Source organism: Fluviirhizobium alvei (assembly GCF_030551875.1).
In the GTDB taxonomy this organism is placed as follows: domain Bacteria; phylum Pseudomonadota; class Alphaproteobacteria; order Rhizobiales; family Rhizobiaceae; genus Rhizobium_E; species Rhizobium_E alvei.
On sequence record NZ_JAUOZU010000010.1, the window covers coordinates 43346 to 56727 of the forward strand.

Here is a 13382-nt window from a genome sequence, read left to right on the forward strand (position 1 = left end):
CGCCTGTCCAGACGGGATTTTCAATGAACCGATTGAAAGGTGCGCATCCTGGGGAAAATCCGGAGCGCCATCGACGGTTGGAAACCTTTGCTTAACCTTGCTCCTTTACCAATGAGTAATCATTGAGCGGATTTGATCCCGGTTACCCATGCTTTTACGCCTCGCCTCTTCACGGACCTCGCGCAAAACGTTTCGGCTGCTGCTTGCTGCCGGCGTTGCGATGGCCTCGTTGCAGTCGGTGGCGAATGCACAATCGCCAGTCGACGATACGACGGATCTGCGCCTGTCCGGCAAGCAGCCAAACGACGCGAGCAATGCGAGCGAAACGGAAGTGGATGACCAGTCCCCCGACACTGCGACGCTTGAACCGCTCGAGCAGGAAGATCCCTACGCGCCCGTCGCCAATGAAGCCTTGAGAGAGAACCGACGGGAGCTGACTGTCGATGAACTCAAGGTCCGACCTGCCCCGCCCGACGAGGCGCCGGGCATTGCCGTGGGTAGCTTCGTCCTGCGTCCAGCGATCACGGAAACGGTCGGCGTCGAGCGCGATCAGACCGGCAACAAGACGAGCACCAGGACCTATCTTCAGAGTGGTTTCAAGGGATCCCTGACATCCGACTGGTCGACCCATGAACTCCGGATCGATGCAGAGGGCAACTGGCAGAAGACGCTCAGCGGCGACAAGAAGGACGATCCCGAGGGCAAGATCGATGCGAACCTGCGCCTCGATATCTCCAACGATACGATCGCCAATCTCAAGGCGGGCTATGACCTCAGCCAGGAGGATGTCAGCGATCCGAATGCCATCGCCAATGCCATTTCGCAGGCAAAGGTCCATCAGTTCACCCTTGGCAGCGACCTGACCCATGATTTCGGCATGCTGCGCGGCACGGTCGGCGTCGATTTCGGCCGGACGACTTATGGGCCGGCCCAATTGGCCAATGGGACCAGTCTCGATCAATCGGACCGCAACCAGAATACCGTCACGCTTCGTGGCCGCCTCGGATACGATCTGTCACCCGTGCTCATGCCGTTCGTTGAAGTCTCGACTGCAAAAACGCTTTACGACGAGACCAGGGACAGCCTCGGCTACCAGCGCGATTCCATGCTCTATGCGCTGAAAGGTGGCTTGGCCGCCGATTTCGGTGAGAAGCTGAAGGGCGAACTGGCCGCAGGCTATGCGCTCGCGGACTTCGAGGACAGTCGCCTCAGCGCCATCGACGCCTTCACGCTTGATGGCAACCTCACCTGGTCTCCGCAGCGCGGGACAGATGTCGAAATGGGCCTGAAGACTTCGATCGAGCCTTCGACCACCGCGGGCGCATCGGGCTCGGTCGCCTATACGGCGAACATGGCGCTGACCCAGGCGATCTTCGACAATATCAAGGGACGTCTTTCGGCTTCGGAAACTTACCGCGATTATGATCTGGCCAGTGCAGCCAATCAGTATGTCACGACAGCCGGAGCCGGCGTGACCTGGTCGATCTCCCGTTCGCTGGACCTCAATGCCGATGTTTCCTGGGAGAATACCCGCCAGGCAAAGGCAACGACCACCAACAATTTCATTGCCGGCCTCGGCCTGACGCTGAAACGCTAAAATCGCAAAAGCTTCGGGCACCGATGCAAAGGCTCCACCGATGCCCGCAGGCGGTCATTTCAGCGCCGCGACCAGAGCCTTCAGATCATGTTCGACCAGATGCTTGATATCGGGACGGTCAAGCGCAAACGCCACGTTGGCCATGATGAAACCATCCTTGGCGCCGGTATCAAACGTCTGGCCCTTGTAGTGATAGGCCGTGAAATCCTGCTGCGCGAGGAGCTTCAGCATCCCGTCCGTGAGCTGGATTTCGTTGCCGGCGCCGCGTTCCTGCGTCGCCAGGATCGAGAAGATCTCGGGCTGCAGGATATAGCGACCATTGATGAAGAAGTTTGTCGGCTGCGTGCCCGGCGCCGGCTTTTCCACCATCCCGGTAATGCGGAAACCGTCGCCGATATCCTCCCCACGCGCCACGATACCGTAGCGGTGCGCGAGTTCCGGCGCGCATTCCTCGACCGCGATCACATTGCCGCCGCTGACCTGGTAGAGATCCACCATGCCCTTCATGCAGCCGATATCGGATTTCATGATCATGTCGGGAAGAAGCAGCGCGAAGGGCTCGTTGCCGACGATATCACGGGCGCACCAGACGGCATGGCCAAGACCGAGCGGTTCCTGCTGGCGGGTAAAGCTTGCGGCACCGGCCTTCGGCAGAAGCGAACCGAGAATTTCGAGCTCGGCCTTCTTGTTTCGCGCCTTGAGCGTTGCCTCGAGCTCGAACTGGATATCGAAGTAATCTTCGATAATTCCCTTGCCGCGACCCGTCACGAACACGAAATGCTCGATGCCAGCTTCGATCGCTTCATCGACCACATACTGGATCACCGGCTTGTCGACGACGGTCATCATTTCCTTCGGCACCGCCTTCGTTGCCGGCAGGAATCGTGTGCCGAGCCCGGCGACCGGGAAAACCGCCTTCTTTACTTTACCCTTGGCCAAAATCACCTCCATGTTTCATCATGAAACTGTTGTATCCGGTTTGCCTTAGCCGGCAATTCCTATTTTTCCTTAAAAGCGTGACCTTATGGTCTTTCCATGGTAAAGACTTTGTTGACTTCGTTTCTGTAAGTTGACGATCTCGACCGGGATGATCCCGGGAAATCAAACCTGCAAAAGCCGGAATGAAGCCATGAAAAACACATTCGGAAACCGCATCGCTTCGCGCCTTCTCCCCTTGGCATTCGCTTTGACGTTCGCCATCGCTCCGCAGGCGCGCGCGGACGACGCATTTGTCAAATGGATCAACGCCTTTTATCCCGTTGCCGCCAAAGCCGGCATCACGGAAAAGACCTATCGCAAGGCGTTCAAGGGCATTTCCGAGCCGGATCCGGCCGTGTTGCAGAAGGCGGCGTATCAGCCGGAATTCAAGCACCAGATCTGGGATTATCTCGATAGCCGCGTCAATCCCTACACGTCCGGCGTCGGCCGCGACATGTTGCGCCAGCATGAGCGCACTCTGAAAGCGATCGAACGCCATTTCGGTGTCGACCGGCATATTCTTCTCGCCATCTGGTCGATGGAAAGCAATTACGGCGCGGTTCTCGAAAAGCCCGATCGCCTGCACAATGTGCCGCGCGCACTGGCAACGCTTGCCTATGCGGACAAGAAGCGCGCCAAATTTGCCCGCACGCAGCTAATCGCTGCCCTCAAGATCCTGCAGCGCAACGATGTATCGCCGGAAGGCTTTACCGGCTCTTGGGCAGGCGCCATGGGTCACACCCAGTTCATTCCCACCTCCTATCTGATCTACGGCTTCGATGCCGATGGAAACGGCCATGCCGACATCTGGCGTTCGGTGCCGGACGCACTGGCCACCGCCGCAAATCTTCTCAAGAAGAATGGCTGGCAGCCCGGCAAGACCTGGGGTTATGAAGTCAATCCGCCCGCCAATGCCGACAAGTTCGTTGGCAAGACCAAGACGCTTGCCGAATGGGCCGAACTCGGTTTCGTTCGTCCCAATGGCAAGGGCTTCAAGAACGGCAATGATCGCGCCACGCTGAAACTGCCGGCTGGCGAGAACGGCCCCGGCTTTCTGGCGACCAAGAACTTCTTCGTGATCAAGAAATACAATGCTGCCGATTCCTATGCCCTCGGCGTCGGTCTGCTTGCCGACGAGATCGCCGGTTATGGCGGCATGCAGCTCGCCTGGCCGCGTCCGGAAGGAACACTCGACATCAAGCAGAAGTTCGAATTGCAGAAACGCATGAAGACGCTCGGCTATTACGACGGCGAGATCGACGGCAATTTTGGCTCCGGCTCCAAGGCTGCAATCGCTGCCATCCAGTCGCAGCTTGGCATGACACCGGATGGCGAACCCTCCGCCAAACTGCTCAAGGCCTTGCGCCGCTAAGGCCGACCGCCTTATAATCGCCACCATATGGACCGCTGATCGGTGACCTTCAGCGGTCCTTTTCATTCGGGAGGAACGGAGCCTTGGCCATCAGGGGAAAGCTATTGCCGCGCGTGTTCGTAGCAACCCTCGCCATCGCCTTTCTCTTGGGCGACATGGCTCCGCCTTTCCAGGTCCCCGTTGCGCATGCGCAGGAAATCAAGGAGCGACGCTCCATCATCGATTTCTTCTTTGGCGGACGCAAGAAGCGCAAACAGGACGTTACAGACACCAAACCCAGGAAGAAAAAGCCACGCAACCGGAATTCGGTCCAATCGGTCACTACGGCCGACGCCCCTGGCACCGTAGAGAAACTTCCCGATGCCCGGAAGGTCATCGTCGTCGGTGATTTCATGGCATCAGCCCTCGCAGATGGTCTGGTGACGGCCTTTGCGACCGATCCGAACATCGTCATCGAAAAGAAAACCGACGGATCGTCCGGCCTTGCGCGTACCGACCATCTCGATTGGCCAGCGACACTTTCTACCTACATTGAGGAGATCAAGCCCAAGGTGGTGGTGGTTATGCTGGGCGCCAATGACCGCCAGCAGATTGCGATTGCGGGCACGAAGGAAAAGTTTCAGTCGGACGCCTGGAAGAACGAGTACCAGAAGCGCATCGACAAGCTCCTCGAGGTCGCCAGAAGCCGGCAGGTGCCGATTATCTGGACCGGCCTGCCCTCGTTCCAGTCGAACTCGCTCAGTACGGATGCGGCAGCGCTCAACAACATCTACCGCTCGCGGGTAGAGATGACCGGCGCGACATTCATCGACATCTGGGACGGGTTTGCCGATGAGGATGGCAAGTTCATTGCCACCGGCTCCGATATCAACGGCCAGCCGGTGCGACTGCGTGGCTCGGATGGATTGAGCCTGACCCGTGCCGGCAAGCGCAAGATGGCCTTCTATCTGGAGAAATCGATCCGCAGCCTAGCGGATGTGGCCACCATGCCGGCAATTGCCTTGCCGGGGACAACAGATACGCCCGCCGAGGCCGTGAAGGCGGCGCCGGACATCGCGGATATCAAGGTGGTCCCACCCGTCAATCTCGCCGATCCCGAACTGGACGGATCAACAGCATTGCTCGATGATGCACTCATTCCGAAATCGTCGGGAAATAGTCCGCGTGATCGCCTGATCGAAAAGGGTGAAACGGTCGACGCTCCGGTGGGCCGGGTCGATGATTTTGCGATCAGGCCCGCAACGCCACCGAAAGTCGAGCCGGCTGGCTAGAACGGTCAGGCCCCAAATCGATCGTTACAAAAATGCCCCGGCGAACCGGGGCATCTGTCTCTGCCCTCAGCGCGGCAGTGTGGTCGCGCCCATCAGGGATTCATCGATCGCTCGCGCCGCCTGGCGGCCTTCGCGGATCGCCCAGACCACCAGCGACTGACCGCGACGTACGTCGCCCGCCGTCCAGAGCTTCGGCACGGTCGTCTGATAATCCTGCTCGTTCGCCTTCACATTGGTCGAGCCGCGCTTGTCGGTCACCAGTTCCAGCTTGTCGCCCAGTTCGTTGACGACCGAATTCGTAAGCACACCGCAGAAACCGATTGCCACGAAAGCGAGATCCGCCTTGATGATGAATTCGGTGCCGGCAATCGGCTTGCGGCGCTCGTCAACCTGGCAGCATTTCACGCCGGTCAGGACGCCATCTTCACCGACGAACTCGAGCGTCGCGACCTGGAATTCGCGAACTGCGCCTTCGGCCTGCGAAGAGGACGTCCGCATCTTCGTTGCCCAGTAGGGCCAGACGGCCAGCTTGTCTTCCTTTTCCGGCGGCATCGGGCGAATGTCGAGCTGGGTGACGCGCACGGCACCCTGGCGGAAGGCTGTGCCCACGCAGTCGGAAGCCGTATCACCACCACCGACGACAACGACATGCTTGCCGCCAGCCAGGATCGGCGCTGAAGCCCAGGCAACGCTATCGATATTCTCGCGACCGACGCGACGGTTCTGCTGCACCAGATAGGGCATCGCATCGTGAACGCCGGCAAGGTCGACGCCGGGGATGCCGGCATCGCGCGGACGTTCGGAGCCGCCGCAATAAAGAACCGCATCGAAATCGGCGAGCAGCTTCTCGATCGGCAGATCGACACCGACATTGACGCCGCACTGGAAATGAACGCCCTCACCGCGCATCTGGTCGACACGACGATCGATGAAGTTCTTCTCCATCTTGAAATCCGGAATGCCGTAGCGCAGCAGTCCGCCCGGCTTCGATTCGCGTTCATAGACGGTCACATCGTGACCGGCGCGGGCAAGCTGCTGGGCTGCCGCCATGCCGGACGGTCCCGAGCCAATGACGGCCACCGACTTGCCGGTCTTCACCGTTGCCGGCTGCGGCACGATGAAGCCCATTTCATAGGCCTTGTCGGCAATCGCCTGTTCGACCGTCTTGATCGCCACCGGAATATCTTCGAGGTTCAGCGTGCAGGCTTCCTCGCAGGGCGCCGGGCACACACGACCGGTAAACTCCGGGAAGTTGTTGGTCGAATGCAGGTTGCGGATCGCCTCTTCCCACTTGTTGTTGTAGACGAGGTCGTTCCAGTCCGGAATCTGGTTATGCACCGGGCAACCGGTGGGACCATGACAGAAGGGGATGCCGCAATCCATGCAGCGGGCGGCCTGTTTGACCACTTCCTGATCCGACATCGGAATGGTGAATTCGCGGAAATGGCGAATACGATCCGAAGCCGGCTGATACTTGCCAACCTGGCGGTCGATCTCAAGAAAACCCGTAACCTTGCCCATATCTCTCCCCTTTACCGAACCACAACAGCCGTGCCCGATGCCGATACCATCAGCATGGAACCGCTGGAGCCGGTGGAAATCGTCTCATAGTCGATGTCAACGCCCACAACGGCGTTGGCACCCAGTGCAGCAGCAGCCTCGCGCAGTTCGCGAAGCGCGGTTTCGCGCGCATCACGAAGAACCTGTTCATATGAACCCGAACGGCCGCCAACCAGATCGCGAATACCGGCGAACAGATCCCGGAAGATATTGGTTCCGAGAATAGCCTCTCCGGTCACGATCCCCTTGTAGTCCACGATAGCACGCCCTTCGAACGTGTTGGTCGTGGTGACGATGATCGCGTTGCTCATTCGGCTGCATCCTGCATCTTCATGCGTTCCATATCCTCAAGCGCACGACGGTATTCGACCGGCATGACCTTGCGGAATTTCGGACGGAAGCTTGCCCAGTTGTCGAGGATTTCCTTGCCGCGTGCCGACCCTGTGAAATGCACATGGTTGGAAATCAGCTGGAACAGACGCTCCTCGTCATGCCGCGTCATGTCGCCGGAAACGTCCACCATGCCCTTGTGCATGAGGTCGCCACCGTGATGGTGCAGCTTTTCGAGCAGCTCGTCTTCTTCCGGAACCGGCTGAAGTTCAACCATCGCCATGTTGCAGCGCTTGGCGAAATCGCCGCTCTCGTCGAGCACGTAGGCCACACCGCCCGACATGCCGGCGGCGAAGTTACGGCCGGTCTGGCCGATCACCACCACGACACCGCCGGTCATATACTCACAGCCATGGTCGCCGACGCCTTCGACGACGGCAATCGCGCCAGAGTTACGCACGGCGAAACGTTCGCCGGCCACACCGTTGAAATAGCATTCGCCGGTGGTTGCGCCATAGAGCACCGTGTTGCCAACGATGATCGAGTTTTCCGGCACGATGCGGGTGTTGGCCGGCGGACGCACGATGATGCGGCCCCCCGACAGACCCTTGCCGACATAGTCGTTGCCATCGCCTTCGAGATCAAAGGTGATCCCACGCGCAAGGAAGGCGCCGAACGACTGACCGGCCGTGCCCTTGAGCTTCACCGTCAGTGTATCGTCCTTCAGTCCCTTCTGGCCGTAGCGCTTGACCAGTTCGCCTGAGAGCATCGCACCAGCGGACCGGTCGACATTCTTGATCTCGGTCTCGATCGTCAGCTGCTGCTTGTATTCGAGCGCCGGCATCGCCGCCTCGATCAGCTTGCGGTCGAGAATATCGTCGATCGGGTGCTTCTGCCGTTCGGTCCAGCGGATCGCTTCTTCAGGCGCTTCGACCTTGTGGAAGAGGCGCGAGAAATCGAGGCCCTTGGCCTTCCAATGTTCGATCGCTTCGTTCTTCTCGAGCAGTTCCGAGCGGCCGACGATTTCGGAGAGGCTGCGGAAGCCCATGGCGGCCAGAAGTTCGCGCACTTCGTTGGCCACGAAGAAGAAGAAGTTGATCACATGTTCGGGCGTGCCCTTGAAGCGCTTGCGCAGCACCGGATCCTGGGTGGCAACGCCAACCGGACAGGTATTGAGATGGCACTTGCGCATCATGATGCAGCCGGCAGCAATCAGCGGCGCGGTCGAGAAGCCGAACTCGTCGGCACCAAGAAGAGCACCGATGATCACGTCGCGACCGGTCTTGAGACCGCCATCGACCTGCAGTGCCACGCGGCTGCGCAGGCCGTTGAGCACCAGCGTCTGCTGGGTTTCGGCCAGACCGATTTCCCACGGGCTGCCGGCATGCTTGAGCGAGGTGAGTGGCGATGCACCGGTACCACCATCATAGCCCGAGACAGTGATATGGTCGGCACGGGCCTTTGCGACACCGGCGGCAACGGTACCGACACCCACTTCCGACACCAGCTTGACCGAGATATCGGCAGCCGGGTTGACGTTCTTGAGGTCGTAGATCAGCTGCGCCAGATCTTCGATCGAGTAGATGTCGTGATGCGGCGGCGGCGAAATCAGGCCCACGCCCGGCGTCGAGTGACGGGTCTTGGCGATCGTGGCATCGACCTTGTGACCGGGCAGCTGACCACCTTCGCCGGGCTTGGCACCCTGCGCGACCTTGATCTGCAGCATGTCGGCATTGACAAGATATTCCGTCGTCACACCGAAACGGCCGGAAGCGACCTGCTTGATGGCAGAGCGCTCGAGCGGCAGCGAGCCGTCCGGCTTCGGCAGATAGCGTTCGGCTTCTTCGCCGCCTTCGCCGGTGTTCGACTTGCCGCCGAGCCGGTTCATGGCAATGGCAAGCGTCGTATGTGCTTCACGGCTGATCGAGCCGAACGACATCGCACCGGTTGCGAAGCGGCGGACGATATCGGCAGCCGGTTCGACTTCGGAAATGTCGACCGGCTGGCGGCCGCTTTCTGCCGCCATCTTGATGTCGAACAGGCCACGGATGGCATTCATCCGCACAGCCGATTCATCGACCAGCTTCGAGAAGGCCCGGAACCGGTCCTCGGCATTGCCGCGCACGGCATGCTGCAGCTCGGCCACCACATCCGGCGTCCAGGAATGGGCTTCGCCGCGCATACGGAAGGCATATTCGCCACCCACATCCAGCGTCGCGGCGAGGATCGGATCGCGACCGAAGGCGGCGACGTGACGGGCGACGGTTTCGCGGGCGACTTCAGCAAGGCCGACACCTTCGATCTTGGTGGCGGTTCCGAAGAAGAACTTGTCGACGAACTCGGAAGACAGGCCGACAGCATCGAAGATCTGGGCGCCGCAATAGGACTGGTAGGTCGAAATGCCCATCTTGGACATGACCTTGAGGATGCCCTTGCCCACCGCCTTGATATAGCGATAGACGACTTCCTCTTCGCTGACTTCCTGGGGGAATTCGCCCTTCTTGTGCATGTCGATCAGCGTGTCGAAGGCGAGATAGGGGTTGATCGCCTCGGCGCCATAACCGGCCAGGCAGCAGAAGTGGTGCACTTCACGCGGCTCGCCCGATTCCACCACCAGGCCGACAGAGGTTCTGAGCCCCTTGCGGATGAGGTGGTGATGCACGGCTGCAGTTGCGAGCAGCGCCGGGATCGCGATACGATCCGGACCGATCTGCCGGTCCGACAGCACGATGATGTTGTAGCCGGCGCGCACAGCCGCTTCGGCACGGTCGCACAGGCGATCGAGCATTTCGGCCATGGCTTCGTCGCCGCGCTCCACATCATAGGTGAAGTCCAGCGTCTTGGTGTCGAACCGGTCCTCGGTATGACCGATCGAACGGATCTTTTCGAGATCGCCATTGGTCAGGATCGGCTGGCGCACTTCGAGACGCTTGGCCTTGGCAGCACCCGCATGATCGAGAATGTTCGGGCGCGGACCGATGAAGGAGACGAGGCTCATCACCAGCTCTTCGCGGATCGGGTCGATCGGCGGGTTGGTCACCTGGGCGAAGTTCTGCTTGAAATAGGTATAGAGCAGCTTCGACTTGTCCGACATGGCCGAGATCGGCGTATCGGTGCCCATCGATCCGACCGCTTCCTGGCCGGTCGTCGCCATCGGCGACATCAGGAGCTTGGTATCTTCGATCGTATAGCCGAACGCCTGCTGGCGATCGAGCAGGGAGACGTCGCGACGCAGTGCGCGCGGCTCGACCGGATCAAGATCCTCAAGGATCAGCTGGCTCTTGTCGAGCCAGTCGCCGTAGGGATGCGCGGTCGCCAGGTCAGCCTTCACTTCCTCGTCGGAAATGATGCGACCCTTTTCCATGTCGATCAGCAGCATCTTGCCGGGCTGCAGGCGCCACTTGCGAACGATATGCTCTTCGGCCACAGGAAGCACGCCGGCTTCCGACGCCATGATAACGCGATCGTCATCGGTGACGATATAGCGGGCCGGACGCAGACCGTTACGGTCGAGCGTTGCACCGATCTGGCGGCCATCGGTGAAGGCCACCGCTGCCGGTCCGTCCCACGGCTCCATGAGTGCCGCATGATATTCGTAGAAGGCCTTGCGATCGGGCGCCATCAACTGGTTGCCGGCCCAGGCTTCCGGGATCAGCATCATCACGGCATGCGCAAGGGAATAACCGCCACGCACGAGGAATTCGAGCGCGTTGTCGAAGCAGGCCGTATCCGACTGGCCTTCGTAGGAAATCGGCCACAGCTTGGAGATATCATCGCCGTAGAGCGGCGAAGAGACCGAAGCCTGACGTGCCGCCATCCAGTTGACGTTGCCGCGCAGCGTGTTGATTTCGCCGTTATGCGCAACCATGCGGTAGGGATGCGACAGCTTCCAGGACGGGAAGGTGTTGGTCGAGAAGCGCTGGTGGACGAGCGCGACAGCCGATTCGAAGCGCGGATCGGCAAGATCGCGGTAGTAGGCGCCCACCTGGTAAGCCAGGAACATGCCCTTGTAGACCACGGTCGTGGTCGACAGCGACACGATGTAGAAGCCGTTGTCGCGACCTTCCGTCTCCGCATAGATGCGGTTGGAAATGACCTTGCGCAAAACGAACAGCCGGCGTTCGAATTCGGCATTGTCCTTTACGCCTTCGCCCGCACCGATGAAGATCTGCAGGTGATAGGGTTCGGTTGCCGCGATATCCGGCGCCTTGGAGAGCGACGAATTGTCAACCGGCACGGCGCGGTCGCCGAGCAGGATCTGACCTTCGGCAGCGACGACTTCAGCGATAATGCCCTTGATATGGGCACGCTGTGCCTCATCCTGCGGCATGAAGAGATAGCCGACCGCATATTCGCCAGCCGGCGGCAGCGTCACACCCTGGCCCGCCATTTCCTCACGGAAGAACCGGTCGGGGATCTGCACCAGAATACCGGCACCATCACCCATCAAGGGATCGGCACCGACGGCGCCGCGATGGGTGAGGTTTTCAAGCATGAAAAGACCATCGCGCACGATCTGGTGCGACTTCTGGCCCTTCATATGGCAGATGAAACCGACGCCGCAGGCATCATGTTCGTTTGCAGGATCGTAAAGACCCTGTTTCTCTGGCAAGCCGGCATTGAAAGAGGGCGTTTTCGTCGTCGCGGCCTGACCGGCACTGCGCGCTTCATCGAAAACGGTCGATGGGGTCTGTTCCATCATCTCATATCCTCCAGCCATGGCCCAATCGGGCATCCCTTGCCAATCGCCAGCCCTGACCGCATGCCAGAGACTCGCGAGAACCTTACGGCGCATTTTCCTGAACGGCTGCAATATTCGGGCCATTCGGCCTCTATGCAACCTTCGGCTTCTGCTCCAGCGTTTTCCCCTACGCATCCGGAGCCGGACCGCTTTTTGAAAGACCGTTTCGGCCTTCAGGATCCACGCAGAAAAATAGGACAGCATGACTGTCCTATTCATAGGCTCTATGACAGAAAGCATTAATAGCTGCAAGACCGCAACATAAAAAAACGGTACGGATTTCTGATATATGAGCTTGAATCTACGCGCTTGAAAGGTTCTTTTCACCCTTGTGAACAGAGGCTTCCAAAACCGAAAAAAGGAAGACGGAATTGATCTTCGCATCCGACAATTGGCCCGGCGCCCACCCGCTCATCGCCGAGAGCATTCTCAAGGCATCTGCCGGCTTACACGCACCCTATGGCCAAAGCGATTATGACTGCGAGGTCGCGGGTAAGCTGAGCCGATTTTTCGACCGCGAGGTCGAAGCCTTCTTCGTGGCGACCGGCACCGCCGCAAACTCTCTCGCACTGGCCTCCTGCCGGCGGACGGGTGGCGTCATTTTCTGCCATTCGGAAGCCCATATCATTCATCATGAAGGTGGTGCCGTCGAATTCCAGACCGGAGGCGCCAAACTGGTTCCGGTCGCAAGCGTTCCGGGACAGATGGGCAAGATCGATCCTGCCGCTCTCGAACAGGCGATTGCCCGCTTTCCGTCAAACGATGTCCATGTCGGACAGAAGATGGCGCTGTCGCTTTCGCAGGTCACCGAAGCCGGAACCATTTACAGTCTCGAGGAGATCGCCGCCCTCGCCGAGATCGCTCATCGGCACGGTCTAAAGGTCCATATGGATGGCGCCCGTTTTTCCAATGCCGTGGCAGCACTTGGCTGCACGCCTGCCGACATGACATGGAAAGCGGGTATCGATCTCCTATCGCTGGGCGGCACCAAGAATGGCTGCTGGTGTGCGGAAGCGGTGATCGTCTTCGATCAGGCAAACAGCATCGACCTGCCGCACCTGCGCAAGCGTGCCGGCAATCTCTTTTCGAAGAGCGCTTTGGTTTCCTCGCAGTTCGATGCATGGCTGCGTGACGATCTCTGGCTGAAGCTTGCCCATCATGCCAATGAAATGGCTGCACGACTGGTCGCGCTGGTCCGTGCATCAAGCACCATGCGCCTCGCCTGGGAGACCGGGTCAAGCCAGGTCTTCATCATCATGCCGGATGATCTGGCTGAACGGCTCCGCGCAGCCGGCGCCCGCTTCTACGATTGGGATACGCCTATCGGCATGGAGCATCTCGTCCAACCCGGTGAGAAGATCCGCCGCTTCATCACCAGTTATGCGACCCGCCCCGAGGATATCGTGAACTTTTCGATGGCACTCTAGTTTTGCGCGAAAATTCACGGCATCTCACGCGAGCGTGACTCATTGTCACGGCGCATCACCGATCCCGCAAGATTTATGGCGGCAACTTGATTTCCTATTGAATGGC

Annotated in this window: 8 protein-coding genes; 4 read left to right on the forward strand and 4 right to left on the reverse strand. The window is 59.6% G+C overall.

Annotated elements, in window-relative coordinates:
- The first annotated feature begins 220 nt into the window (after positions 1 to 220).
- Complete coding sequence (locus tag Q4481_RS15100; RefSeq protein WP_304377225.1) at positions 221 to 1597, forward strand: outer membrane beta-barrel protein; 1377 nt, start codon at positions 221 to 223, stop codon at positions 1595 to 1597.
- A 54-nt stretch (positions 1598 to 1651) separates the two neighbouring features.
- On the opposite strand, the gene Q4481_RS15105 is transcribed toward Q4481_RS15100, so the two are convergent.
- A complete protein-coding gene (locus tag Q4481_RS15105) occupies positions 1652 to 2539 on the reverse strand; it encodes a UTP--glucose-1-phosphate uridylyltransferase (protein WP_377353183.1) in 888 nt (295 codons plus the stop codon).
- 187 nt (positions 2540 to 2726) lie between these two features.
- Between Q4481_RS15105 and Q4481_RS15110 the strand changes: the two genes are divergently transcribed.
- Both Q4481_RS15110 and Q4481_RS15115 read left to right on the forward strand, forming a co-directional pair.
- Entirely contained in the window at positions 2727 to 3947 is a 1221-nt protein-coding gene (locus Q4481_RS15110; RefSeq protein ID WP_304377227.1) for a lytic murein transglycosylase, read from the forward strand.
- A gap of 113 nt (positions 3948 to 4060) precedes the next feature.
- The gene (locus tag Q4481_RS15115; protein WP_304377228.1) at positions 4061 to 5218 is read left to right on the forward strand and encodes an SGNH/GDSL hydrolase family protein; all 1158 of its coding nucleotides are present in this window, start codon (positions 4061 to 4063) and stop codon (positions 5216 to 5218) included.
- A gap of 66 nt (positions 5219 to 5284) precedes the next feature.
- Here the strand turns inward: Q4481_RS15115 and Q4481_RS15120 are convergent, their stop codons facing one another.
- The 3 genes from Q4481_RS15120 to gltB are packed head-to-tail and all read right to left on the reverse strand — an operon-like array spanning position 5285 to position 11807.
- Complete coding sequence (locus Q4481_RS15120) at positions 5285 to 6739, reverse strand: glutamate synthase subunit beta (RefSeq protein ID WP_304377229.1); 1455 nt, start codon at positions 6737 to 6739, stop codon at positions 5285 to 5287.
- A gap of 11 nt (positions 6740 to 6750) precedes the next feature.
- Positions 6751 to 7077: a heavy metal-binding domain-containing protein gene (locus tag Q4481_RS15125; RefSeq protein WP_304377365.1), complete on the reverse strand. Its 327-nt coding sequence runs from the start codon at positions 7075 to 7077 to the stop codon at positions 6751 to 6753.
- A gap of 8 nt (positions 7078 to 7085) precedes the next feature.
- Complete coding sequence (gene gltB, locus Q4481_RS15130) at positions 7086 to 11807, reverse strand: glutamate synthase large subunit (RefSeq protein WP_304377366.1); 4722 nt, start codon at positions 11805 to 11807, stop codon at positions 7086 to 7088.
- A 413-nt stretch (positions 11808 to 12220) separates the two neighbouring features.
- On the opposite strand from gltB, the gene Q4481_RS15135 reads away from it, so the two are divergent.
- Positions 12221 to 13276 carry a threonine aldolase family protein gene (locus tag Q4481_RS15135; protein WP_304377230.1) on the forward strand — a complete coding sequence of 352 codons (1056 nt, stop codon included), beginning with the start codon at positions 12221 to 12223 and terminating at the stop codon, positions 13274 to 13276.
- The last annotated feature ends 106 nt before the right edge of the window (positions 13277 to 13382 follow it).